The following is a 23,402-nucleotide window of genomic DNA, read 5'->3' as shown; positions in this document are numbered from 1 at the left end:
ATGAGTTCCACTGCGATCAACGTCGTGCTCGTGCACGGCGCTTTCGTCGATGGGTCGGGCTGGCAGGGCGTCTACGACCTGCTCAAGCGGGACGGTTACCGGGTCAGCGTCGTCCAGAACCCCACGTTGACGCTGGAGGGGGACGCCGAGGCCGTCCGGCAGATCCTGGACCTTCAGGACGGCCCCACCGTGCTCGTCGGGCACTCCTACGGCGGCGCGGTCATCAGCGAGGCCGGTACGCACCCGCGGGTCTCGGCGCTCGTTTATGTCACTGCGTTCGCGCCCGACAAGGGCGAGTCCGTGCAGACACTCATCGCCGACCCGCCGCCGGGCGCGCCGGCGCCGCCGATCGTGCCCCTGGGCGACGGGTTCCTCGTTCTTGACCGGGACAGGTTCCACGGCGCCTTCGCGGGCGACCTGCCCGCGGAGCAGGCCGCGTTCATGGCCGACTCGCAGGTGCCGTGGGGCGTCGGCGCGGTCGGCGGCGTGGTCACCGAACCCGCCTGGCGTGCCAAGCCCAGCTGGTACCTGATCGCCACCGGTGACCAGACGATCCCGCCGCCGGCTCAGCGGGCGATGTCCGAGCGTGCCGGCTCCACCGTGGTCGAAGCCGACGGCAGCCACGCCATCTACATCTCCCAGCCGGAGGCCGTCGCCGAGCTGATCAAGCAGGCGGCCGCCGGCTGAGCGAACGCCCGGTGAACGGACAAGGGCCGCGTGGCTCGGAGCCCTCCAGCTTCCGAGCCACGCGGCCCTTGTCCGGGCCGTACCTCCCATCGCGCCGCGCAGTGATCTGTCCTCAGCGAAACACCGGAACCCTGTCGTCCCGGCACCAGGAGATACGCACCGGCCGCCCGATCGGATTGGTCTGACGGGAAAATCGAGGCCGCCGCAGGTAGGGGCCTGCCGCAATCATGCGAACCGGGAACGGAATACGGACGAGAGCCGGTACGGAGTCCCGTACGGACCGGCAGGGGGCATGGACGGCATGGAGCCGTACGGCCTCCGACGGCGGGGCACGGACGACAACCGGCGCGAATCCCATCGACCGATGTGGCAACGTCATAGTTTGTACGCCCGGTACCGGACACCGGCAGATCCATGGAGGTCGCACGTGAGCCTACTTCTGCGCAATGCCCTGGTCCTCGACGTGGTCAGCGGTGACTACACCGAGGGTGACCTGCGCTGCGAGGACGGCCGGGTCGTCGAGGCCGGCCGCGGCCTGACCGCGCCGGACGCGCGAGTGGTCGACGTCAACGGCGCCGTGGTCGTTCCCGGTCTGATCGACGCGCACGTGCACGTCACGGCGTGCACCGCCGACCTCGGAGCCCTCACCTCGCTGGCCCCGTCCTACGTCGCCGCGCACAGCGCGCGGATCATGGGGCAGATGCTCGATCGTGGTTTCACCACGGTCCGCGACGCCTCCGGCGCCGACTACGGGCTCGCCGACGCGCAGGCCGAGGGCTTGATCCGTGGGCCGCGGCTGCTGTTCTGCGGCAAGGCGCTGAGCCAGACGGGTGGTCACGGCGACGTGCGCGGCCGCGGTACGGACAGGCACGACGACCACCCGTGCTGCGCCGGCCTCGGCCGGGTCGCCGACGGGGTGGACGCGGTCCGCGTCGCCGCCCGTGACGAGCTGCGCAAGGGCGCCCACCACATCAAGGTCATGGCGTCCGGAGGCGTCAGCTCGCCCACCGATCGGATCGACTCCACCCAGTACTCCATGGACGAGCTACGGGCGATCGTGGACGAGGCCGGAGCGGCCAACCGCTACGTCGCCGCGCACGCCTACACCGCGCGGGCCGTCAACCGCGCGCTGGAAGCGGGCGTACGGTCCGTCGAGCACGGCAACCTGCTCGACGACCGCAGCGTGGAGCTGTTCCTGCGGCACGACGCCTATCTCGTGCCGACCCTGGTGACCTACTGGGCGCTCAAGGAGGAGGGCAGGTCCTTCGGGCTGCCGGAGTCCAGCTGGCACAAGGTCGACGCGGTGCTCGGCGCGGGTGTCGAGGCGCTGGAGCGCGCGGCGCGCGGCGGGGTGCGGCTGGTTTTCGGGACCGACCTGCTCGGCGGCATGCACCGGCACCAGAACCAGGAGTTCCGTCTGCGCCGCGAGGTGCAGGAGCCCCTCGATGTGATCCGCGCGGCGACCGTCAACGCGGCGGACCTCGTCGGCATGGCGGGCCAGATCGGCACTCTCGCCGTGGGCGCCCACGCCGACCTGCTCGTCCTCGACGGCGACCCCCTGCGGGACATCGGGGTCCTCGCCGAGCCGAAGCACATCCGCCACGTCGTCCAGGCGGGCAGGGTGATCTCCTCCCGATGAACCCGTCCGGCGATCCGGAGAGATCGAGACGGCGCCGCTTGACGGGGTCCTGAGGCCTGCCCGGATGAACCCGTCCGGCGATCCGGAGAGATCGAGGCGGCACCGCTTGACGGGGGCGGAGGCTCGCCCGGTATGAGCGGTGAGGCAGCATGGAGGGGTGAGCGAGGGTACGAACATGCTGGCGAAGCTGTTGGCCGCGGGCGACGTCGTGGTGCTGAGCGGAGCCGGGATATCGACGGAGTCGGGGATTCCCGACTACCGGGGGCCGAGCGGGGCCCTGAAACGGAACACCCCGATGACCTACCAGGCGTTTGTCGGCGACCCGGTGGCCAGGCGACGCTACTGGGCCCGGAGCTATGTCGGGTGGCGGACGATGACCCGGGCGACGCCCAACAGTGGCCACCACGCGGTCGCGCAGCTCCAGCGGCGGGATCTGGTGACCGGCATCGTGACGCAGAACGTCGACGGCCTGCACCAGACGGGCGGCGCCCAGGCGGTCGTCGAGCTGCACGGCAGCCTGCATGACGTGGTCTGCCTGGGCTGCGGCGACCTGAGCCCGCGAGAGGAGCTGGACCGGCGCCTGACCGAGGCGAACCCGGGGTTCGGCGCTCTGGCCACCGCGGTCAACCCCGACGGTGACGCCGACCTGCGGGACGAGGAGATCGACGGGTTCCAGGTGGTCGGCTGCCGGGCGTGCGACGGAGGGGTGCTGAAGCCCGACGTCGTCTTCTTCGGGGAGACCGTCCCGGCGGAGCGGGTGCGCGAGTGCTTCGACCTCGTGGAAGGGGCGCGCCTGCTCCTGGTTCTCGGCTCGTCGTTGACGGTGATGTCGGGCCGCAGGTTCGTGCTGCGCGCCGCGAAGCTCGGCATCCCCGTGGCGATCGTCAACCAGGGCCCGACCCGTGGCGACGGCTACGCGACGCTCACCGTCGACGCCCCGCTGGGCACGGTCCTTCCGGAACTGGTCCGCCTCGTCGACGCCCGGGCCTGACCGTCGACTCCCGGAGACAGATGGGCCCGCCCCCGAGGCAGGGCCTTGCCGACGCCGGCCTGACCGCTGGCTCGCCAGGGGCCGATAAGCCCTCCGAGGCAGGGGCCACGGCGCACCCGAACCGATGAGCCGCACAAGGGTGAGCCAAGCCCACCGGCGCATCCGAACCGGTGAGCCGCACAGAGGTGAGCCGCACAGAGGTGAGCCGCACAAGCCCACCGGCGCATCCGAACCGATGAATCCGTACAAGCTTCACCGGAGCACCGAACCGGTGAGCCCGCGTCGTGCTCCGGCGCGTCCGCGCCGATGGACCCGCCCCTGTGGGACCCACCGGCGCGTGTCTCAGTAGCTCATCAGCAACCGGTCGAGGACCCGCGTGCCGAACTGCAGCGCGTCCACGGGCACCCGCTCGTCCACACCGTGGAACATCCCGGCGAAGTCCATCTCGGCGGGTAGCCTCAGCGGGACGAACCCGAACCCCCGGATGTTCAGGTCGGCGAAGAACGTCTTGTTGTCGGTGCCGCCGGACAGGCAGTACGGCACCACGCGGGCGGTCGGGTCCTCCTCCTTCAGCACCGAGATCATCGTTTCGACCAGCGCGCCGTCGAACGTCGTCTCCAGCGCGATGTCGTGGACAAGCTGCTCGCGCCGGACGTTCGGCCCGAGCAGTTCGTCCACGGTGGCGAAGAAGTCCGCCTCCAGGCCGGGCAGGAACCGGCCGTCCACCACGGCGCTGGCCTGGCCGGGGATGACGTTCGCCTTGTAGCCCGCGGAGAGCATGCTCGGGTTGGCCGTGTGGTGCAGGGTCGCTCCGACGAACTTGGCCAGCGGGCCGATGGCGTCGATGATCGGCGCCGGATTCTCCGGGTCGAAGGGCAGACCGAAGGCGTCGGCCACCTCGGAGAGGAACCGGTGCACGGTCGGCGTCAGCTTGAGCGGCCACTCGTACGAGCCGATCCTGGCCACCGCCTTGGCGACCTCGGTGACCGCGTTGTCCGAGTTGAGCATGGAGCCGTGCCCGGCGGTGCCGTCGGCGACCAGCCGCATCCAGGCCAGGCCCTTCTGCGCCGTCTCGATCAGGTAGAGCCGCAGCGAGGGATCGACCTCCATGGAGTAACCGCCGACCTCGCTGATGGCGTTGTCGACCCCGTCGAACAGCTCGGGATGCTTGGAGGTGAGGTACTTGGCCCCGTGCTCGCCGCCCGCCTCCTCGTCGGCCAGCCAGGCGAAGACGATGTCGCGCCTGGGCTTACGGCCCTCGGTGACCATCTGCCGCAGGACCGCCAGCATCATGGCGTCCATGTCCTTCATGTCGACCGCGCCCCGGCCCCAGATGTAGCCGTCCTTGATCTCCCCGCTGAACGGGTCGACGGCCCAGTCGGCGGCGTTGGCGGGCACGACGTCGAGGTGACCGTGGACCAGCAGCGCGGGCAGGCCGGGGTCGGAGCCCTCGATCCTGGTCACGACGTTGCCGCGGGTCGGCGCACTCTCCACGTAGGTCGCCTCCACGCCGACCTCAGCGAGCCTGGCCATGACGACCTCGGCCGCGGCGCGCTCGCCGGGACCGCTGCCGTCCCCGTAGTTGCTGGTGTCGACGCGGATGAGTTCGGCGCAGAGCTCTGCTACCTCGGTCTCGGCGGGGGTCATTCGTACTCCAGGGTGAGCAGGCCCGACTTGCGCAGGTGTCCACGCTTGTAGGCACGGGTGATGAGGGTGACGTTGACGTCGGTGACGTCGTCGAGCGGGCCGAGGACCGTGGTGAGGAAACGGTAGAGCTCCGTCTCGTGGGCCACGGCGACCTGAACGATCATGGTGTGGGCACCCGAGGTGGCGGCGCAGTAGCGCACGCTCGGGTGCGCGGCGAGCGTCCTGCCCACCCTGTCCAGGCCGTGGGCGCGGACCGAGAGCCAGAGCTGGGCCTCCACCTCCAGGCCGAGCAGCATGGGCTCCACCTCCGCGCGCAGGTGCACGACCCCGCGATCGAGGAGCGCCGTGACCCGGCGGCGGGCGGTCGGCACGGACAGGTCCAGCCGCTCGGCGATCGCGGTGAAACCGATGCGTCCGTCGGCGGCCAGCAGCGCGACGACATCCCTCTCGGCCGCGGTCAGCTCGACCCGTTCCGGCGGCGGGCCGGCCGACGGCGGAGCCGTGGCCCTCAGGAGCGCGACCTGCTCCTCCGTGAGGTACGGCGCGTGCCACTCGGCCACCGTCTGGAAGGCGTACAGCACGACCTGGGTCTGGGTCTGGGTGATCCCCGGTGTGGCGGGAATCTGCGCGGTCAGGACGTCGTGCAGGAGTTCCCTGGAGGGGACCACCAGCTCACAGCCGACGTCGGCGCTTCCCGTGACCCCGTAGACCGAGCGGGTGTCCGGCCGCTGGGAAAGGGCCTCGGCGACCTGCTCGACCGTGCAGGGCCGGACCTGGACGTGCAGGTGGACCGGCGTGCCGAGCCCGCAGCGCAGCTCGTCGAGAATTGCGGTGACCCGTACGGCCCCGGTGGACAGGAGTCGTTGGAGGCGACGGGCCACGGTCCGTTCGTTCTCACCGACGGCGCCGCCGATCTCACCCCAGGTCGCGCGGGGGCTGACCTGAAGGGCTGCGACCAGGCGGCGGTCGAGAACATCCAAAGCAGTCACGAGGGCTCGTCTTTGTGTCGCAAATATAAAGAGATCTGGAGATGTTTGACTATTTCTATCATCGAGTCGCGCGGTAGGCCACCCGAGACTTCGCCCGTCATCCCAACGACTCCTGTCCACCGGGGCCGTACGGGTCAGCGTGCCGATCTGCCTCCTCTCCTCGGCGGGGCGGCAGGGCGGCCGAGGGAGCCTACGCCGTGACACCGCCATCCGGGAGACTGAGGGGGTGACTACCGAGAACGCCCTTCCAGGTCCGCCGGCGACCAGCCCTTCCATCGTGCTGCTCACGCTGGCGCACCGGATCGAGTCCCAGCTCGGCGCCGCCCTCGCGCCGCTCGGGCTGACGGTCAGCAGGCTCGGTCTGCTCGGGCACATCACCGGCGTGCCCGGCGCGTCGTTCAGCGACCTGGCGCGAATGTCCGGGATCACCGTCCAGAGCGTTCATACGGCGGTGAAGGCGCTGTCCGGCGCCGGGCTCGTTCGTGACAACACCGCTCGCGCCGGGTCCGCCTCGGCCATCGAGATCACCCCCGAGGGCGCGCAGCTCATGCGGGAGGCGATGAAGGCCGTGGCCGAGGTCGACGAGCAGCTGTTCGGTCCGGACGCCGACCCGATCCAGCGTCAGATCGCCGAGGCCGTACGCGCCGCGTTCGAGGGTCGTTTCCCGCTCTGACCTGATGTGCGGGACAGATGGCAGGGTTCCCTCCACAACCTTCAGGCATACTGAAGCATCTGATATGCTTCAGTATGCCTGAAGGTTGTGGAGGGGAGAATTCATGGAAGGTCTATTGCTGTCTGTGCATGTGCTCGCCGGCATCGTGTTCGTCGGGGGTTCGGCCGTCGCGGCAAGCCTGTTCCCGCGCTATGCCCCGGTCACCACGAGCGTCACGGCAGGCACGGCTAGCACAGCCGCTCTCGGCGCGCCCGTCGACCCGCAGCCGGAAACCTCGGGAGGCCGCAACCGGGCCGTGGCTGTCGCGATGCACCGCATCACCCGCGGGTACGGCATTTTCGGCATCGTCGTACCTGTTGTGGGGATCGCTCTGGCCCTCGTCCAGGGACGGATGGGCGAGATCTGGATCAACATCTCCATGATCCTCACCGCGGGCGCAGGCGGGCTGCTCGCCCTGCAGATCTATCCGCGTCAACGCGACGCCCTCGCCGCCCCGGACGACGGCAGGCAGTTGCGCACCCTGAGCATGCTCGCCGGAATCTACAACCTGCTGTGGGCGGCCGTCGTGGTCCTCATGATCGTCCGCCCGGGAAACTATACGTGAGCGTCATCCCGGCACACGGACGGCTTCCGCGCCGGCGGCCCCGCCGATCGGCTCCGCTTGTGAAGGACCGTCAGCCATAGGATCTTCATGTCATGAGGCGACTACTGGCGCCGGCGTTCGTGGCGGTTTCCGTGACGGCGTGCGGCTCGGCCGACGTGTCTCGCAAACCGTCTCCGGTGACAGAACCGTCCGGTGCGATCCCGTCACCGTGGCTGGCCGGGGTGAACGATCCGACGCCCGCTCCGTCCACGGCCTCAGACGTTGCCCGAGGTGGGGCTGATCTCCGCTTGGACCCGGTAGACGTTGCCCAGGGTGTGTAGTTGATCCCCACGAGGCGCTTCAGCGCGGCGAGGCGGCCCGTTCTCCCGCATCCGGATCGCGGTGCCGCGCCCGGTCGCCCGATACCGGCGTCTGCGACGAAAGGAGGAGCGGCTCTTCACGAAGGTCGTACGGGGTGACGGCGGGGGGTGCCTAGTCTCGGACGCATGAGATGGAGCAGAGTCACCGCCCTCCTGCGCGCGGCCGTTCCATGGGCAATCGGGACGACGGTGTTCCTTCTGTCCTGGGCCTCCGCCGAGGGGTTCCTGGGGACGCGCGCCTCGGTGGGCACGCCGGTCGTGCTTGTGGTCGCGGCCCTGTCGGGCGTGGCCACCGGTCTGGCCCCGCGTCGCCGCGGGCCGCTGTTCGTCATGGCCGCCGTCGGCTGGGCCCTGCTCGCGATGTGGCCGGCCCCACTCCTGGCGTCCTACCACGCCGCGGTCCTCGTCCGGCGCCGCGCCTACCTCGCCGGCTACCTCGCCGGGACCCTCGCGGTCATGGGAGTGGGCATCCTGATCGCCCTCGACATCGGCGGGGATCGCGCCATGAACACCGCGACCCCGGGGAACGCGGTGCTGACAGCGTTGCTGCTGATCGGACTGCCGCTGACGGTCGGGTTGTGGCTTGACGCGCGCCGGCTGGCGTTCACGGCCCTGCGCGACCGGGCCGAGCGCCTCGAACGCGAGCAGGAGGCACGCACCGAGCAGGTCCGGGCGCAGGAACGGGCACGGATCGCGCGGGAGATGCACGACGTCGTGGCCCACAAGATCTCGCTGCTGGTGCTGCACGCCGGGGCGCTGGAGGTCAGCACCCCGGACGACACGACCAGGGAGACGGCCACGCTCCTCCGCTCGATCGGGCGGGAGGCCCTGGTGAACCTGCGGGAGGTGCTGGGCGTGCTGCGCTCGCCGTACCACGCGGCGGACGCGGTGCTGGCCCCGCAGCCGGTGCTGGAGGACCTCGACCGGCTGCTGGACCAGTCGCGTACGGCGGGCGTCCCCATCACCCGGCACGACAAGGGCGACGTGCGAGCGCTGCCGTCCACGGTGGAGCGCACCGCCTACCGGGTGGTCCAGGAGGCGCTCACCAACATCCACAAGCACGCGGGGAACGCCGCCACCCAGGTGACGCTGCGCTATCTCGGCGGCCATCTGAAGGTGACGGTGAGCAACGACCCGCCGGAGCGGCGGGTCGGCTCGCTGCCCGGATCGGGGACCGGCCTCGCCGGGCTGAGGGAGCGCGTCGAACTCCTCGGCGGCACGTTGGAGGCCCGTCACCGACCGGACGGTGGGTTCGAGGTCCACGCCCGGATCCCGGTCGCTCCCGTGGGGGCACTCGCATGATCCGTGTTCTGGTCGTCGACGACGAGTTTCTCGTCCGGACCGGCATCCGGACGATCCTGGAGGCCGCGGGCGACATCGTGGTCGTCGGCGAGGCGAGAAACGGTGACGAGGCGGTCGGCGCGGTCATCCGGCTCCGCCCTCACGTTGTGCTCCTGGACGTGCGGATGCCCGGCAAGGATGGTCTGAGCGCCGCGTCGGAGATCGGGCGGCTGCCCGATCCGCCGAAGGTCGTCATGCTGACGACCTTCGACCTCGACGAGTACGTCCATCCGGCGCTACGGGCCGGCGCCGTCGGGTTCCTGCTGAAGGACACCCCTCCACTCGAGATCGCCGCCGCCGTCCGTACGGTCGCCGCCGGCGAGGCCATGCTCTCGCCGTCGGTCACCAGGCGGCTCATCGGCACGTTCGTGGAGCGAGGCCCGGACCGGGCGAAGCTCGCACACGACCGCCTCGCCCAGCTCACCGACCGTGAGGGTGTCGTCGTCCAGGCCGTGGCGCGGGGACTGTCCAACGCCGAGATCGGGCGCGAGCTGTCCATGTCGGAGGCGACCGTGAAGAGCCACGTCAGCCGCGCGCTGGCCAAGCTCGGGCTGAGCAACCGGGTGCAGGCGGCGATCCTGGTCCACGACGCCGGTCCGTTGTGACCACCCGAACCGCCCGCCGCGCTGTTTCCGGTGGGCGGTCCTTCCCCTGCGGTTCTTCTCGTCCGGCCCGGTCCGTCCGGACTGTCCGTACGCGCTATCCGTCTGGCCCAGTCCGTACGGGCTGACCGACCGGCCCGGTCCGCATCGCGGGCTTTACGGGACGAGCTCGACGTCGGGATGGAGCGGTGAGGAACGGTCGAGCAGCGGCTGGGGCCTGCCTCGCAGGTGCTCGTCGAAGAAGGCGGTGACATAGGCACGCTGCGAGCGCAGGCTGCGCGCCGGGTCGACCGTGCCGACCGCGTCGGTCACGACCTTCTGCGGCACGTCGAACTTCCTGCCGAGCTGGGGCACGATCGACTGGAAGTCGGTGTAGGACGAGTGCTCCCCCTTCGCCATGTACACGTCGAGCTTCCAGCCCGTCGAGCGCTCCCAGAAGGACTTCCAGTCCGGCGCGTCCCGGTGGGTGTGCGGCAGGTCCCTCGACATGCCCGCGCCCATGAGCATGAACGGCCGGTCCAGCCCGCGCTCGGCCACCTCGCCGTACACGCCGTTTGTCATGCTGTAGGCCATGCTGCCGTCGAGGTCGGCGCCGGCGTCGATCCGCCTGTCGGTCAGCATCGCCTCGCCCGCGGTGAACCCGCCCGCGGAATGACCGAACATGCCGACCCTGGTCAGGTCGAGCGCCCGGCCGAGCCCGCTGGGCAACCGCCGTCCCTCGGCGTCGGGATTGCGACCGGCCGCCAGCTCCGCCAGGGCGTCGAGCACGAACCGGGTGTCCTTGACACGGGTGTCGATCATCTTTCTGTTCAGCGCGACGGAATCACCGGAGCTCGGCAGGGACTGCGTCGCGACCCGGCCGCCGGGAAACTCCACCGCGGGCGTCTCATAGGTGTGGTCCATGGTCACCACGACGTAGCCGCGGCTGGCCAGGTCCTCCACCAGCGTGGTGCCGAGGTGCCGCGGGTTGCCGCCTCCCGGGGAGTAGAGCACGACCGGCCGGTCTCGCCGATCACGCAGCGGGGCGCCGATCCGGGCGTGACTCGTGACCCTCGCGGCGTCTACCTGGCCCTCCTCCAGCCCGAGCTGGGCAACGGTGAGCCCATTGAGGTAATCGGCCAATGGCGGCGACAGGTAGGGGGCACGGTCGCCACCTCCCCTCTTGGCGGGGTACCACACGCTGACCATGAGCTCCCTGTTCCTGCCGGCCACCCAGGGGTCGGGTCTGTCCCGGTCGACCAGATGCAGCTCGACCGTGCCGACGGCGTACGGTCCGCTCGGCTCGGGCAGGGCGAAGCGGAAGTCCTGCGGGCCGATGAGCCGGGGTGAGGCGGAGTGGGGGGCCGGAGCCTGCCGTACCCGCGCCGTGACCGCGGAGGCGGCCGGTGCGATCGGCACGGCTACGGTCCCGGCGACGGCGCAGAGACAGAGAGCTGCGACCGTTCCCGGCAGGTGTGATCGACGTACGGACACGGTTGTTCTCCCGGAGGGTTTCGTCCCAGCGTGGCGGGCGTTCCCGCCACGTGATGACCGTAGGAACGGGGTACCTTCCGGCGAATCATGCGAAGGTCGCCGAACCCCTGCGACCTTCGTTGCGTTGGTGGGCTCCGGCCCTCAGACGGCGAACAGCAGGGCGGCGTTGATGAGGACGACCGCGGCGGTGGCGAAGTGGATGCCGAAGGCGACCGCCTTGGTGCCGCCGTGGCGCAGGACGATGACGGTGTCGCCGAGGGGGACGAGGGCGACGATGAGCATGAACCAGGCCTCGGCCTGGGCTCCCACGAAGGCGAGCAGGGCGAGCCCGATGACGCCGTAGCTGAAGTCGCGCAGACCCTTGATCGTCAGGTAGGCCGCGTCCCCGTCCTTCTTGGCCGGGACGCCGTAACCGGCGGCCGAGGCGTGGGGCGCCAGGAGGAACCGGGCGCCGATGAAGATGATGAAGAGGTTGAGAACGATGGCCAGTCCGTAGGCGATGGTGGTGAGCATGATCTTCTCCTTTTTCTAGCGGCGCTAGGTGCAAGAGCGAAACTAACATATCTTCGACAGGAACACTAGCGGCGCTAGAATGATGGCCATGTCGATCCAGGAGCGCCGGGAGCGCGAGCGCGCAGAGCGAGAACGGCTGATCGTCACGGCCGCGCGGGAGCTGGCCGAATCAGAAGGCTGGGACGCGGTGACCACGCGTCGGCTGGCCACCGAGATCGAGTACAGCCAGCCGGTCCTCTACAGCCACTTCAAGGGCAAGGACGCCATCATGGCCGCGGTCGCGGTGGAGGGCTGCGCCGAGATCGCCGCCGAGATGCGCGCGGTCCGTGAGTCGGCGACCGACCCCCGGCAGGTCCTGGCCGGCATCGGCGCAGCGTACGCCGCGTTCGCCGAGCGGCGACCCGCGCTCTACGACGTGATGTTCACGCATATCGTCGATCTGCCGTTCGCCACCCCCGAAGCGCCGCCCGCCCTGCAGGAGGCCTTCGGCGAGTTCCGCGAGGCCGTGCGGCCGTTCGCGGGAGACGACAACCTGGAGACGCTCACCGAGACCTTCTGGAGCGGGCTGCACGGGCTCATCACGCTCATGCGCAACGGTAGGCTCCGGCGCGAGGACCACGAACTGCGGCTGGCGATCCTGATCGGACGCTTCTCGAACTGACCTCCCGGAGGCCGGCGGACAGAGCGGTCATCACGGCGACACGGACCGGCCGAACCACGATCGTCATGGAGTGTCCGGCCGGCCCGTGACCGTCGTGACGTGCCCGGCCGAATCGTTACGGCGTGCCCGGCCACCTCACGCGCCCGACCGACTCGTGCGCCCGGCCGATGAGCGCGAAGGGTTTACCGGACGACGCGCAGCCAGATGTTCGTCGCCAGCGGCGCGTGGGTCAGGCCGATGCGTTCGAGCTTGACGTTGGTCCCGCCCGGGTGGTCGAACAGCCGGACGCCGTCGCCGAGCAGGACGGGCGCGACGCACACGAAGATCTCGTCGAGCACGCCGGCCTCGACGCACTGCCGGGCGATGCTCGCGCCGAGCACGTTGACGTACTTGTCACCCGCGGCGGCCTTGGCCGCGGCGACGCCGCTGTCGAGGTCACCGACGAAGGTGATATCCGGAACCGAGGTGGGGGGCGCGTGGTGGGTGAGCACGAACTGCGGTCCGTCCCATCCCCCGCCGAACGGCTTGCCTTCCCTGTCTGTGTCCCGGTGCGGGTCGTCGCCGCGGAAGGTGCGGTTGCCGACAAGAAGCGCGCCGATGTCGCCGATCAACGCGTCCACCGTCGGGTTGGGCCCGATGTGCTCGGTCAACCAGGACATGTCACCACCCGGACCGGCGATGAAGCCGTCCAGCGACATGGTGACCGAGTACAGAACCTTACCCATGCGACCTACCTCCATCGAGATCGATTTTGGCTGACCCTATTGAGACGACCTTATTGAGCTGATCCTGTTGAGACGACCCTGTTGAAATGACGGAGTGCGCGAAAACTCATCGGTACGCCGCGGCCACATGGTGAGCCCGGTCCGGGCGCGGACCTCATCGTCGACGGCGGTTGGCGGCTGCCCCGGCTGGTCGACGAAGGCCCTGCCGACCTGGTCGCCTACGACACTGATCCGACCCTCGACGCCTCGGTTCTGGCTCACCCCAGCCGCATCATCCTGCGCGGCCGAGTCACCGCCTGACATCTGGCACGCCGCTCATCCGGGCGCCTGCGGAACGACCACGAAGAACCGGGCAATACCCCCCGCGAGAGCCCTCGTGCCTCGGCGGTGAAGCCCAGTAGGACCTGCATCACCGCCAGGGTGACCAGTTCGGCATCACTCAGCCCAGAGATCAAGCCGATCCTCGGCCGCCATGGTCCCAGATCGGGCGAATTCAGGATGGTATCGCTACGGCTGCCGACCCGTATTTCCGTCTGCTCTATTCGCCGGATCCGCCGGATGTGGGCCTGAGCGAGCCGCAGGCCTCAAGGGCCTTAGTGACCTTCGGATCGCTCTCGTCGAGCCCTTGGGCGCCCACCCCCTGGAGCAGTTCCGCGCCGTTGTCCTTCATACAGGTGCGGAACGCCTGCATGGCCGAATTGTTGGAGCCACCCTTGGAGCCGGAACCGTTGGTGGGGCGCAGGGACGCGCAGGCCTGCATCGCCTTCTGCCTCTCGGGAGACACCTCATCCCCGCCCCTGCCCGCACCGGGACCGCCCGACGACCCATCAGTCGGCCTGGGCCTGGCGGAGGGGTCTCCGACAGGCCGGGCGGAGGGTGCGGACACCCCGTTCTTCTGCAGGCACTCGGCGTATGCGGTGTCTTGGCCTCCGGGGCCGGCCGACTGCGCCGGGGCGGCACCCGCGGCGGGCACCTCTCCTCCACAACCGGTGGCGAGCAGAACGACCGTGGCAACGGCAGCCGCGACACCGATGAACCGCGAAGAGATCAATTCCACGATGAGACCCCCGGAGCGAGACCTGAAAACTTACGGCTCAATCCCAGCGCATGAACCTATGCGTGAGATTGCACGAACCTGTGGGCCACCTATCAACGTCCGCAGCGGGAAGACTGATGCGAAACCTCCGGATCGCGAATCGCGATGAAAAACGTTCACTGGCTCAACTGAGCGCCAACCTGACACTTTTTCAGACACCCTCAGCAGCTAGATATCCTCCAGAACGGGTCTGATGGCTTTTCTGTGAAAAATATGAGCGACCTGTGAATTTGATGAGGCCGTTTTCCGGGGGGTAAGGTGCGGCCCCTCCCGTTTCCGGGCGATCCGGGCCCATCCATGACGCAAGGCACAGGTCAGGAGGTCCACTAGGGAGCCGGTAGAGAGTGGTTGGGATCTCTCGCCCGCCGGGCGGGCTCTGCGATCATTCCAGCGTCGTGCGCCCCGCGGGCCCCAGTGATCTCGTCACCTTGATACCAACACATAGTTCAATCTTAGTTTTCTTTCAGGCTACGACTACAGAGTGCTTTGAGTACGAACAACCTCTGTGAGCTGAATATCGTCATTCGGTCAGGTTGTTTAGGATTGGATCTATTCAATGCGCTTCGCAAAGCCTTTTACCGCCACCGTCCTTGGCGCGACTCTGATCGCTCTCCCGTTCGCCGGCAGTGCCCTCGCGGACAGCGGCCACCTGCAGCCGATCGCCACCGTCACCAAGGACGCTCAGCCGAAGCCCACGGCGCCCAGCGCGATCTCCCTCAAGGTCGCAGTCAACCCCGGCCAGGTCAGGCAGGGCGGTTCCTACACGGTGTCGATCGTCGCCAAGGGGGCCGCGGCCGGTGCGACGGCCACCGTGAAGACCCCTGAGGGCAGGAGCTACCAGGTGACCATCAGGGGTCGGCAGGCGTCGAAGACTCTCACCGTTCCGTCGAACGCCCGGCCAGGCAGCAAGACGGTGACCGTCACGGTCGGCAGCAAGATCACGACAGCGGAGTTCACCGTCACCACCGCCAAGAACGGCAAGAACGGCAAGAAGCACGACGTGCGCGACTAGCGCTGCGTGCCTCAACGGAGGTAGCGAACACGCGGTGGAGAACCCGAGGTTGTTGCGGGGCCTTCCCTACCCTCGGCGCCCCGGGCCGGCAGGGATCCGTGCCTCCCATGAGGAACGTGGCACTGGTTGCACTTTGTTAGGAGTTCCTTCATGGCGGGCCGCCCGCCGACGTGCCGTTTCGTCGCTATGCGCGTTAATTGGGCTGCCGGCGGAGGAGGGCAGGCAGCGGGGCGCCCGGTGGAGCTCGGCCCGCATCCTGGCCTCGCTCCGCTCGGCGAACCGCTGATGCGCCGTGGGTCCCGAAGGCCGGGTTGCCCCTGGCGGCACGCCGCCAGGGGCAACCCGAGCCGGCCACGGGCACCGGCCGCTCTATCGCGGCGGCTTACTCGTAGCCGAGGACCTTGAAGTTCTTGCTGACGAAGACGTGGTGCGGCCAGTTGACGCTGATGTTGTGGACCTCGTACTCGCCGTTGCTCAGCTTCACCACTCGGTTGTTGATGCCTCCGGGGACGACGGCCTGCGCGGCCTTCGTCACCTTGTTCGCCGTCGTCCCACTGACGATCGTCCCCTCTCCCTCGGTGTAGTCCGACGGGATCTGACCAACCGTCTTCGTCGGTGACGGCGTCCCCCGCTGGAAGGCGATCACCCCTGCCGCCTTGGCAGCCGCAGCTCCGCCGTCGCCCTTGTGTTGCACAATGACCTGCGTAGCCGTGATGGTCGCGCTGTCGATCGTCCCCAGAACGAGGACGCTTGCGCCCTTCTTCACGGCCTTGGCCGAGGAGCCGAGGGTTTTCGTGGAGGACGTCTTGTTGACGGTCACCTTCACACCCGTTGCCGTCGACATGGTGAAGCCCGACGCGGACGTGGTGTCGACGATGCCGGTCGCACCCCCGGCGGACGGAGGAGCCACCGGCCCGCCGCTGGCGGGCCGGCTGGGCGCTGCGGTCGGCGACGACGCGGCTGTCGCCGAAAAGGACGACGCGGACGCGGCGAACGCGCCGACACCGGTGAGTCCGGCCACCGCACACGTCAGCCCGGCGGCCACGATCCATCCACCCTTCTTCTTCGACAGCAACCGCCGTACGCTTGGCCGGCGTGCTTGCACGGCCATGGTCGACGCGGCTGACCCGGCCGACGAGTGGCTTGTCGGGTTGTAGTTGTTCATGATGGCGCTCCTCTGGCTTGGGCAACTGCACAGAGGCTGTCGGTCGTTCATATGAGAACGCTGTGGCTGACCTGTGATTCTCTGAGCAATCCGATCCTTGACGCTGCGTTCCTGATTGAGGGTGTGGATACCAGCTGAGCTGGAGGCATGATGGTTCCAGGGGGCCACCATGCCGAAGCTACTGTTCGCGCACCCGCCGCTCCACGCCGACGAGCTGGGGCCGGTGACCCCCATTGGAGTTCCAGAATCAACGCCGTGTAGTTAGGTGTGGGGCGAGTTGCCGGAAATTGGGACGGAGCCCCTGCCAGAACCGTGTCGACCAAGATCACTGCTCGGCGGGAGCTCCGTTGGGTGCCCAATCCGTTGTTTGCGCCCTTATCGGACTTCTGGAACGCCAGGCCGCAGCGCCCCGGCTGGTCTTCAGAGCGCCAGGTCGCGGCGCCGGAACAGGACGGCTCCGGCTGCCGTCAGCACCGCCGCCACCGCCAGCAGTCCCACGATCGGCCCCGCCGTGGCGGCCACCGCGGGAATCGCCGGGACGTGACTGAACGGGGACAGATCGCGCACCGACTGCGGCAGCCCGATCACGTCGCCGAGCAGGCCGAAGGTGATCGCGAGCGCCAGCCCGGCCCAGGCCAGCGTGACCGACAGCCGGGGCAGGCCGCCGAACACCAGCACCACGAACCCCGCCATGGCCAGCGCCGCCGGCAGCTGCGCGAGCCCGGCGCCGGCCAGCGTCACCACCCCGGTGTCACCGCCGGCCGCGGCGTCGGCGAGCCCGGCGCCGGCGCCGGTCAGCACCAGCATCGCCGCCGCACCGCCGACCGCGCAGGTCAGGTGCGAGGCGAGCCACTTGGCCCGGCCGACCGCCGTGGCCAGTACGGCCTCGGCCTGCCCGCCGGACTCCTCCGCGCGCAACCGCAGCAGGATCTGGACGGCGAAGCTCGCCGCCAGCACACCGAAGATGTTCATCATCGCGGCGAAGAACACGTCCACCAGGTCGGGGCCGCCCGTCCCGGCGAGCTGACCGAGCAGCTCGGAGGCGCCTTCATTGCCGGCCATCGCGTCGTTCACCGCCGCGCCGAGCGAGCCGATCGCCAGACCGGACACGGCGCTGCCGATCACCCAGCCGTACGTCGCGCCCCGGTTCAGCCGCCAGGCCAGCCCGAGCGGGCTGAGCAGCGACCGCGACGCGATCGCCGGTCCCGGGCGGTCGGGGAGCAGCCCGGCGCCCAGGTCCCGCCGGTCGACCAGCGCGAAGGCGGCCCCCACGCAGACCACGAGCAGCGCGACCGGCAGCGCGAGCACCCACCAGCGCTCGTCCCCGTACGGGCGCACCTGCGCGCCCCAGCCGAGCGGGGACAGCCACGACAGCCAGGCGCTGTTCACCTGGATGCCGTCCGCGGCCCGTTCGCCGAGCGCGTCACCGACGCCGCGGACCATGAAGGCCACCCCGACGGCCGTGGCGGCGAAGGCGTTCGTGGCGCGGGCGCCCTGGAACAGCTGTGCGGCGATCGCGGCGATCCCGGTGAAAGCCATGCCGGTCACGGCGCACGCGGCGCCGAAGGCCAGCGAGCCGTCCACCGCCAGGCCGGAACCCAGCAGGGTGGCGGTCACCAGCGCGCCGAGCAGCAGGTTCGCGGCGATCGTCACGGTCAGCGCGGCGGTCAGCGCGGCGTGCCGGCCCACCACACCGGAGCCGATCAGCTCGGCCCGGCCGGTCTCCTCGTTCTGCCGGGTGTGCCGGACCATCGCGAACGTGCTCATCAGCCCGACCACGACCAGCATGGATGAGAAGTTGCGGAAGTTCACCAGGGCGCCGAGGTCGGTGCCGACCGGGGTGCCGCGCATCAGCAGCACGGCGGGACTGCCACCGGCCGCCTGCAGCGCGCTGACCCGGCCGGCCTCGGTCGGGAACTCGTCGGCGACGGCTGCGACACCGGCGCCCATCACGGCCGCCGAGGCGAGGATCCAGATCGGCAGCTGGATGCGGTCGCGGCGCGCGGCCAGCCGGATCAGCCTTCCGGTGCCCGCGTAGGCGCTCATCGAGACACCTCGGAAACGGGCACGCCGTTGCCGTAGTGGCGCATGAACAGCTTCTCCAGCGTCGGCGGATGGCTCGTCAACACGTGCACCTCGAACGCGGCCAGGTGGCGCAGCACGCCGGGCAGCTCCGCCGAGTCCACGTCGAAGCTGGCCCGCATGCCCTCGGCCACCAGGTCGTGCACGCCGGGCAGCCCGTCCAGCCCGGTGATCGGCTCGGCGGCCTCCACGGCGACCGCGGTGCGGGTCAGGTGGCGCAGCTCGGCCAGCGTTCCGGACTCGACCGTACGGCCGTCGCGGATGATGCTGACCCGGGAGCAGAGCGCCTCCACCTCGGAGAAGATGTGGCTGGACAGCAGCACGGTCGCGCCCCTGCCGCTCACCTCGCGGACGGTCTGCTGGAACGCCGCCTCCATCAGCGGGTCCAGGCCCGAGGTGGGCTCGTCCAGGATGAACAGCTCCACGTCGGAGGCGAACGCGGCGACCAGCGCCACCTTCTGCCGGTTGCCCTTGGAGTAGGTACGGCAGCGCTTGGCCGGGTCCAGCTGGAACCGTTCCATCAGCTCCTGGCGCCGGGCCTTGTCCAGCCCGCCGCGCAGATCGCCGAGCAGGTCGATGGCCTCGCCGCCGGACAGGTTCGGCCACAGGTTCACATCGCCCGGTACGTAGGCCAGTCGGTGGTGCAGCGCGACCGCGTCCTTCCAGGGGTCGCCGCCGAGCACCTTGACCTGCCCGGAGTCGGCGTGCAGCAGGCCCAGCAGCACCCGGATCGTGGTGGTCTTGCCCGCGCCGTTGGGTCCCAGGAAGCCGTGCACCTCGCCGGTGCGCACGTGGAGATCCAGACCGTCCAGCGCCCGGGTCGAGCCGAAGGCCTTGACCAGTCCGGTCACTTCTAAGGCGTCATTCATCGGGGTCCTCTTCGAATGAGGGTGGGGGTGGGGTGTGCTGAACCTTGTCGAGGGCGGCCCGCACCAGGGCGGCGTCCTCCAGGCTCATCAGCGGGTGGGAGTAGATGTCGATCAGGGCCCGGGACAGCAGCTGGTCGCCCTCGGGGCTGAGCAGGTCGACGCCGACCACCCGGGACATGTGCCGGTGCAGCACCATGACGGACAGCGCCATCGCGGTGCTCACCGTCGCCCGAGTCCTGAGGTCGACGTCGGGAGGGTCGGGACGGTTCCGGTCGGCCTCGGCGAGCCACTCCTCGGTCAGCCGGACCATCTCGTCGAACAGCGGCTCGGCCGATCCCTCGGCCATGGCCCTGGCCATGTACTGCTGGTACGGCCTGGTCGCGGCGCGGGCCGCTGCCACGTAGTTCACGTCGGAATAGGTGGCGTCGGCCCGGACCTGGTCGTTGAGCCGGCGGACCATCTTGACCAGGTGGGCGTCACACGCCTCACGCAGCTCCTGCTTGGAGCCGAAGTGATGGCGCACCAGCCCCGAGGACACACCTGCGGTCGCGGCGATCTCCCGGATCGTGGTCCGCTCGAACCCGTGCTCGCCGAAGTGCAGCATCGCCGCATCTCTGATCCGGGCGCGGGCGGTGAGGTCCTCGGGGTCTGGGCTGATCGTCGTCACTGGCATCCGCTCCTACTTGCTCATGTAGCTGACTGTATTCCTGTGAAATTCGCTACACAAGCGTATAGGAAGGTAAGAACGCGTATAGCCCCACATGGACGGGCCCCCTACCGCCACTTCCCCACCCGGGAAGCACTCATCGCCGGCGCCTACAGCCGGCCCGGGACCGAGGAGCGGGCGAACCGGCTCATCGTCCTGCTCGTCGACGGCCTGCGCTGCAACGCCGCACCCCGCTGACGGCCCGGCGCTCCCGGGGGTCATCACGGGCTCGCCCTCCGCCGCGACCGGCCCGGCTTTCCCCGGCCGGACCTGGAGGATCTCACCGAGGCGCTCCTGCGGACGCGCACCGACGACCTCCCCTCCGGAGCCGTGGAGACGGCGCCGGAGGGGGTGCCGGATATTACAGCGGCTTGAGCGCCCAGAGCTGGCTGTCCTGGTCGGCCGCGAGGACCTGCTGGTTCAGGCCGGACAGCGCGCCGGTGGTCATGTTGAGCACCAGCTGGTCGTACGTGTTGACGATGATGTACGTCCCGTCCGCCACGCGACGCAGCATCCACATGTCCCTGGCCAGCTTCCCGCCGCAGACCGACTGCACGACCCGGGGCGGCGTGGTCGGGGGCACGGACACGGGCGACGCCAGCACGTTCAGGCACATGCCGCTGTTGACGTTGACCAGCTTCCAGATGCCGGGCGCGCCCTGCCTGCGCAACGTCCACTGCTGGCTCTTCGCACCCGAGGGCGCCGCGTGCGTGACCGACGCGCCGGAGGTCAGCGACCCGTTGAGGACCTCGGCGTTCTCGCGGTTGCCGACGCCCGTCAGGGAGTAGGTCGCGCTGCTGACCGGACCCGCGTCGGCCATCTGGTTGAACATCCACCGCTGGTTGGCCGCACCGGTGTAGGGCTGCTGCTCCAGGGGCGCCGGGTACGGGGCCACGGCCGTCAGGGCCAGCCCGGACTTCCAGTTGATGATGGAGTGGCTGCCGTCCGTCTGCGACAGGTATGTCCATCGCATGGCGTCCGAGCCCTTGCAGCCGTACTGAAGCGTCTGGGTCCCGGGGACGGTCCCCTCGTAGGCGCTGTCCACGCACATCCGGCTGTTCATGTTGACGAACTGGAGGCCGGTCTTGTAGCCCATCAGCCATTTCTGGCTCGGCGTATTGGTCCGGGCCCGCTGGCTGAGCCTGCTCAGGCTGGCGACGGAGCCGCCGACCGGCTCGATGGCTCCCCCGGTCGACACGTTCGTGATCACATAGGTGAGGCCGATCGTGGGGTGCGGGGCGGGGTCGGCGGTGTTCCCCTTGATCAGGAAGTCGTTGTTCGCGATGTTCCAGTGGGTGTCGAGATAGCTGCCGGCCTCCGGGGCCATGGTGAAGTAGTCGTCGTGGTTACAGTCGGGGACCAGGTTGCTCTTCCACTCCGGGCACGACCAGGTCGGGGTTCCGCCGTAACACATCGTGCTGTACAGGTCCGAGCAGTGCCCCTTGCCGTCGCTGTTCGGGGCGGTCGACTGCACCGCGCCCAGCGCGTGGCCCAGCTCGTGGGTGAAGGCGTTGGCTCCGAAGCAGTTGGGGGTCGCGTCAACCCGCCCGTAGCTGGTGTAGTAGTTGTTGTAGTTCTCCGGGCCGGGCCGATCGTCCGTGAAGAGCTGGGCCACTCCGCAGATGGCGGTCGACTCGGTGAGCATGAAGTACTTCCGGTCCGGGAGGTTGTATCCCAGGCTCTTCACCGCGGCGATGCTGCTCGCCAGGGTGACCAGCGAGCCCGCGGGCACCACGACCGGCTCGATCACGATCTGGCACCCCCCGGGGACCTCCTTCGTGACGAAGCGGATGTGCCGGCTCTGGCCCTTCTCGGCGGCGGCGTCGTTGTAGACGTCGTCGGCGCTGGCGAGCCACGCCTGGAACACGGGCATGAACTGGCTGTAGCGGTCGGGCATGCTCGGCTCACGGACGTACAGCATCTGGAGGCGCTTGCCGCTCACCCCGTCGCCCTCACAGGCGATCTGGGCCGGCGCCACCTCGGCCGCCGCGTCGGCCTGCCTCGCGGTGAGCCGGGGCCCGGCCGCCTCCGGGCCGGTCCGCGCCCCGGTCCGCGCGCCGGGGAACACGTCCTCATGGGTGGTGCAGAGCGCCGGATCGGGCAGGCCCTTGACCCCGGGACACGGGGCGACCGCCGCCGCTCCCACGGGAGAGGCGGCCACCCCACCGCCGACGAGACCCGTGACGGCAAGAAGGCCCACCGTGAGAAAAAGCGAAATTCGTCTGACTAACACCGGTTGACCTCCGATTGCGCGCATCGCTCCCCTGGCGATGGCGAAGATCAACTTATAAGTGGATATCAAGGTCATCAATTGGCACGGTCCAGCGGCGGCGTACGGGGAGTTGGCCGATTCCCGATATGTGGTGGAGTCAGTCGGCGCAGCCCTGGACCGGATGCGAGAGACGTCCGGCGTGAGCCGCGGTGTACGGCGTGGCGACAGGGACTCGATGTCCGCTTCATGGGTACGGCCGGCGCCGGAAGGATCAGAGCGTCGGCATGCCTGGAAGGTGGTGCCCGGGTCAAGCCAATGAATCGGCCTCGGGATATTTCAACGGTGAGGCGGTGTCGCTTGGCTCAGAACGACATCAGGTCGAAGGCGTCCACGGTGCGGAAGCCGATGCTGCGGTAAACCGATTCGCCGGCGGCGGTCGAGGTGAGGGCGGCCGTGCGTATGCCCCGCTCGCGGGCCAGATCGAGCGCGGCCCTGGTCATGGCGGCGCCGATGCCATGCCGGCGATGCTCGGGCTGGGTGCCGATGAAGTACAGCGTGAGCAGATCATGGCTCAGCCAGGCGACGGCCGTGCCGACGATCTGACCGTCGTCGAGGCGACCGGCCAGCCTGATCACCGTACCGTCACCGGAGAACGCCCTTTCCCGCTCGATCGCGACGGCCACACCGTCCGGGCTGATTCCGGATACCCGGGCGTAGGCAGGGACGAATTCGAGCAGGTCGGTGGTCTCTGTGATGTGCAACCCGGGCGGCGTGGGCGCGGAGGCCGCCTTGTCGATCGCCACGGTCATGATCGGCATGCGGGCGAGCAGGACAGCGCCGAGAGACAGCAGAGCGTCCGCGGTGCCGGCGTCGCTGTCCGGGCCGACCCACCAGATTCGGGGCACGCCGTCGAGACGGTGACGGGCCTCGGCGAGCGCCTCCTGCGGGGCGCACCCGCCCACGCGCAGCACGCCGTTGAGCGGCGCGTGCGGCACCTCACTGCGGTAGATCGGCAGGTCGGGGCCTCCGGAGGCCCCGATGTTCCAGCCGAGGAGGTACGCGCGGTGCGCGGCGAGCGATGTCTCAAGTGATTCCACCGAGACGACGGTAGCCGGATGCGTAGCAGGTCACGAGACCGGCCCGCTTCCCGGCGGCTCGTCGGCGAAGTCGCGCAACACCTCCAGGGTGGCACCCGCGTAGTAGTTCCACCCGCGTCTACGCTCCGCGGCGTAGCCGAGGGGTCGCCCCAGGGATGACGACCGCGAGCGATGACGGAAGCGATCATCTCGGCATGAGAACGATTCAGGTGAAAGCCACGACATGGGAGCTGCGTGACCTCTCCGGAGGCCCCGCACA

22 protein-coding genes are annotated in these 23,402 nt (G+C 69.5%); 10 read left to right on the top strand and 12 right to left on the bottom strand.

Going from position 1 to position 23,402, the window contains the following annotated elements:
* The 3 genes from CHC08_RS12990 (at position 1) to CHC08_RS12980 (ending at position 3,317) form a co-directional block, all read left to right on the top strand.
* Complete coding sequence (locus CHC08_RS12990) at positions 1-687, top strand: alpha/beta fold hydrolase (RefSeq protein ID WP_089207505.1); 687 nt, start codon at positions 1-3, stop codon at positions 685-687.
* A 427-nt stretch (positions 688-1,114) separates the two neighbouring features.
* A complete protein-coding gene (locus tag CHC08_RS12985; protein ID WP_218825293.1) occupies positions 1,115-2,326 on the top strand; it encodes a metal-dependent hydrolase family protein in 1,212 nt (403 codons plus the stop codon).
* Between the two features lie 175 nt (positions 2,327-2,501).
* Positions 2,502-3,317, top strand: coding sequence for an NAD-dependent protein deacetylase (locus CHC08_RS12980; RefSeq protein ID WP_089207504.1), 816 nt, complete (start codon positions 2,502-2,504; stop codon positions 3,315-3,317).
* 342 nt (positions 3,318-3,659) lie between these two features.
* On the opposite strand, the gene CHC08_RS12975 is transcribed toward CHC08_RS12980, so the two are convergent.
* Both CHC08_RS12975 and CHC08_RS12970 read right to left on the bottom strand, forming a co-directional pair.
* Positions 3,660-4,964, bottom strand: a complete 1,305-nt coding sequence (locus CHC08_RS12975) for a M20/M25/M40 family metallo-hydrolase (RefSeq protein ID WP_089207503.1) — start codon at positions 4,962-4,964, stop codon at positions 3,660-3,662.
* Positions 4,961-5,953, bottom strand: coding sequence for an Lrp/AsnC family transcriptional regulator (locus CHC08_RS12970; protein ID WP_089207502.1), 993 nt, complete (start codon positions 5,951-5,953; stop codon positions 4,961-4,963). The genes CHC08_RS12975 and CHC08_RS12970 overlap by 4 nt, the downstream gene beginning before the upstream one ends.
* A 226-nt stretch (positions 5,954-6,179) precedes the next feature.
* On the opposite strand from CHC08_RS12970, the gene CHC08_RS12965 reads away from it, so the two are divergent.
* From CHC08_RS12965 to CHC08_RS12950, 4 genes are all read left to right on the top strand, one after another.
* A complete protein-coding gene (locus tag CHC08_RS12965; protein WP_089207501.1) occupies positions 6,180-6,626 on the top strand; it encodes a MarR family winged helix-turn-helix transcriptional regulator in 447 nt (148 codons plus the stop codon).
* Between the two features lie 103 nt (positions 6,627-6,729).
* On the top strand, positions 6,730-7,230 hold the full coding sequence (locus CHC08_RS12960) for a hypothetical protein (protein WP_089207500.1): 501 nt from the start codon (positions 6,730-6,732) through the stop codon (positions 7,228-7,230).
* 485 nt (positions 7,231-7,715) lie between these two features.
* Positions 7,716-8,891, top strand: coding sequence for a sensor histidine kinase (locus CHC08_RS12955; protein ID WP_089207499.1), 1,176 nt, complete (start codon positions 7,716-7,718; stop codon positions 8,889-8,891).
* On the top strand, positions 8,888-9,535 hold the full coding sequence (locus CHC08_RS12950; RefSeq protein WP_089207498.1) for a response regulator: 648 nt from the start codon (positions 8,888-8,890) through the stop codon (positions 9,533-9,535). Before CHC08_RS12955 ends, CHC08_RS12950 begins: the two co-directional genes overlap by 4 nt.
* 153 nt (positions 9,536-9,688) lie before the next feature.
* Here the strand turns inward: CHC08_RS12950 and CHC08_RS12945 are convergent, their stop codons facing one another.
* Positions 9,689-10,930, bottom strand: a complete 1,242-nt coding sequence (locus tag CHC08_RS12945; RefSeq protein ID WP_218825292.1) for an alpha/beta hydrolase family protein — start codon at positions 10,928-10,930, stop codon at positions 9,689-9,691.
* 216 nt (positions 10,931-11,146) lie between these two features.
* The gene (locus tag CHC08_RS12940) at positions 11,147-11,518 is read right to left on the bottom strand and encodes a DUF4267 domain-containing protein (protein ID WP_089207497.1); all 372 of its coding nucleotides are present in this window, start codon (positions 11,516-11,518) and stop codon (positions 11,147-11,149) included.
* A gap of 88 nt (positions 11,519-11,606) precedes the next feature.
* On the opposite strand from CHC08_RS12940, the gene CHC08_RS12935 reads away from it, so the two are divergent.
* Positions 11,607-12,179, top strand: coding sequence for a TetR/AcrR family transcriptional regulator (locus CHC08_RS12935; RefSeq protein WP_089207609.1), 573 nt, complete (start codon positions 11,607-11,609; stop codon positions 12,177-12,179).
* Between the two features lie 182 nt (positions 12,180-12,361).
* Here CHC08_RS12935 and CHC08_RS12930 read toward each other — a convergent pair whose 3' ends face one another.
* Together CHC08_RS12930 and CHC08_RS48200 are read right to left on the bottom strand one after the other, a co-directional pair.
* Positions 12,362-12,904: a dihydrofolate reductase family protein gene (locus CHC08_RS12930; RefSeq protein WP_089207496.1), complete on the bottom strand. Its 543-nt coding sequence runs from the start codon at positions 12,902-12,904 to the stop codon at positions 12,362-12,364.
* 538 nt (positions 12,905-13,442) lie between these two features.
* Positions 13,443-13,961: a hypothetical protein gene (locus CHC08_RS48200; RefSeq protein ID WP_143653202.1), complete on the bottom strand. Its 519-nt coding sequence runs from the start codon at positions 13,959-13,961 to the stop codon at positions 13,443-13,445.
* Positions 13,962-14,556: 595 nt separating this feature from the next.
* Between CHC08_RS48200 and CHC08_RS12915 the strand changes: the two genes are divergently transcribed.
* Positions 14,557-15,012, top strand: a complete 456-nt coding sequence (locus tag CHC08_RS12915; protein WP_089207493.1) for a hypothetical protein — start codon at positions 14,557-14,559, stop codon at positions 15,010-15,012.
* Positions 15,013-15,394: 382 nt separating this feature from the next.
* On the opposite strand, the gene CHC08_RS50670 is transcribed toward CHC08_RS12915, so the two are convergent.
* Positions 15,395-15,832 carry a hypothetical protein gene (locus CHC08_RS50670; protein WP_218825291.1) on the bottom strand — a complete coding sequence of 146 codons (438 nt, stop codon included), beginning with the start codon at positions 15,830-15,832 and terminating at the stop codon, positions 15,395-15,397.
* Here CHC08_RS50670 and CHC08_RS50665 point away from each other — a divergent pair.
* Positions 15,822-16,169, top strand: coding sequence for a hypothetical protein (locus tag CHC08_RS50665; RefSeq protein WP_218825290.1), 348 nt, complete (start codon positions 15,822-15,824; stop codon positions 16,167-16,169). The genes CHC08_RS50670 and CHC08_RS50665 overlap by 11 nt on opposite strands.
* 428 nt (positions 16,170-16,597) lie before the next feature.
* On the opposite strand, the gene CHC08_RS12905 is transcribed toward CHC08_RS50665, so the two are convergent.
* The 5 genes from CHC08_RS12905 to CHC08_RS12885 form a co-directional block, all read right to left on the bottom strand.
* A complete protein-coding gene (locus CHC08_RS12905) occupies positions 16,598-18,223 on the bottom strand; it encodes an ABC transporter permease (protein ID WP_089207491.1) in 1,626 nt (541 codons plus the stop codon).
* Entirely contained in the window at positions 18,220-19,128 is a 909-nt protein-coding gene (locus tag CHC08_RS12900) for an ABC transporter ATP-binding protein (protein WP_089207490.1), read from the bottom strand. Before CHC08_RS12900 ends, CHC08_RS12905 begins: the two co-directional genes overlap by 4 nt.
* Positions 19,121-19,801, bottom strand: coding sequence for a TetR/AcrR family transcriptional regulator (locus tag CHC08_RS12895; RefSeq protein ID WP_089207489.1), 681 nt, complete (start codon positions 19,799-19,801; stop codon positions 19,121-19,123). The genes CHC08_RS12900 and CHC08_RS12895 overlap by 8 nt, the downstream gene beginning before the upstream one ends.
* A 394-nt stretch (positions 19,802-20,195) precedes the next feature.
* Positions 20,196-22,034, bottom strand: coding sequence for an RICIN domain-containing protein (locus tag CHC08_RS12890; RefSeq protein WP_089207488.1), 1,839 nt, complete (start codon positions 22,032-22,034; stop codon positions 20,196-20,198).
* Between the two features lie 374 nt (positions 22,035-22,408).
* The gene (locus CHC08_RS12885; RefSeq protein ID WP_089207487.1) at positions 22,409-23,143 is read right to left on the bottom strand and encodes a GNAT family N-acetyltransferase; all 735 of its coding nucleotides are present in this window, start codon (positions 23,141-23,143) and stop codon (positions 22,409-22,411) included.
* Positions 23,144-23,402 lie beyond the last annotated feature (259 nt).

The organism is Streptosporangium subroseum (genome assembly GCF_900188345.1).
Classification (GTDB): Bacteria; Actinomycetota; Actinomycetes; order Streptosporangiales; family Streptosporangiaceae; genus Streptosporangium; species Streptosporangium subroseum.
This window is presented reverse-complemented; position numbering and strand designations above follow the sequence as displayed.

What these genes read in the sequence shown, in the direction of transcription:
- CHC08_RS12905 (WP_089207491.1), bottom strand. Translation starts at nt 18,223, where the DNA reads ATGAGCGCCTACGCGGGCACCGGAAGGCTGATCCGGCTGGCCGCGCGC.
- CHC08_RS12895 (WP_089207489.1), bottom strand. Translation starts at nt 19,801, where the DNA reads ATGCCAGTGACGACGATCAGCCCAGACCCCGAGGACCTCACCGCCCGC.
- CHC08_RS12930 (WP_089207496.1), bottom strand. Translation starts at nt 12,904, where the DNA reads ATGGGTAAGGTTCTGTACTCGGTCACCATGTCGCTGGACGGCTTCATC.
- CHC08_RS12950 (WP_089207498.1), top strand. Translation starts at nt 8,888, where the DNA reads ATGATCCGTGTTCTGGTCGTCGACGACGAGTTTCTCGTCCGGACCGGC.
- CHC08_RS12955 (WP_089207499.1), top strand. Translation starts at nt 7,716, where the DNA reads ATGAGATGGAGCAGAGTCACCGCCCTCCTGCGCGCGGCCGTTCCATGG.
- CHC08_RS12940 (WP_089207497.1), bottom strand. Translation starts at nt 11,518, where the DNA reads ATGCTCACCACCATCGCCTACGGACTGGCCATCGTTCTCAACCTCTTC.
- CHC08_RS12975 (WP_089207503.1), bottom strand. Translation starts at nt 4,964, where the DNA reads ATGACCCCCGCCGAGACCGAGGTAGCAGAGCTCTGCGCCGAACTCATC.
- CHC08_RS12990 (WP_089207505.1), top strand. Translation starts at nt 1, where the DNA reads ATGAGTTCCACTGCGATCAACGTCGTGCTCGTGCACGGCGCTTTCGTC.
- CHC08_RS12980 (WP_089207504.1), top strand. Translation starts at nt 2,502, where the DNA reads ATGCTGGCGAAGCTGTTGGCCGCGGGCGACGTCGTGGTGCTGAGCGGA.
- CHC08_RS12935 (WP_089207609.1), top strand. Translation starts at nt 11,607, where the DNA reads ATGTCGATCCAGGAGCGCCGGGAGCGCGAGCGCGCAGAGCGAGAACGG.
- CHC08_RS12915 (WP_089207493.1), top strand. Translation starts at nt 14,557, where the DNA reads ATGCGCTTCGCAAAGCCTTTTACCGCCACCGTCCTTGGCGCGACTCTG.
- CHC08_RS12960 (WP_089207500.1), top strand. Translation starts at nt 6,730, where the DNA reads ATGGAAGGTCTATTGCTGTCTGTGCATGTGCTCGCCGGCATCGTGTTC.
- CHC08_RS12900 (WP_089207490.1), bottom strand. Translation starts at nt 19,128, where the DNA reads ATGAATGACGCCTTAGAAGTGACCGGACTGGTCAAGGCCTTCGGCTCG.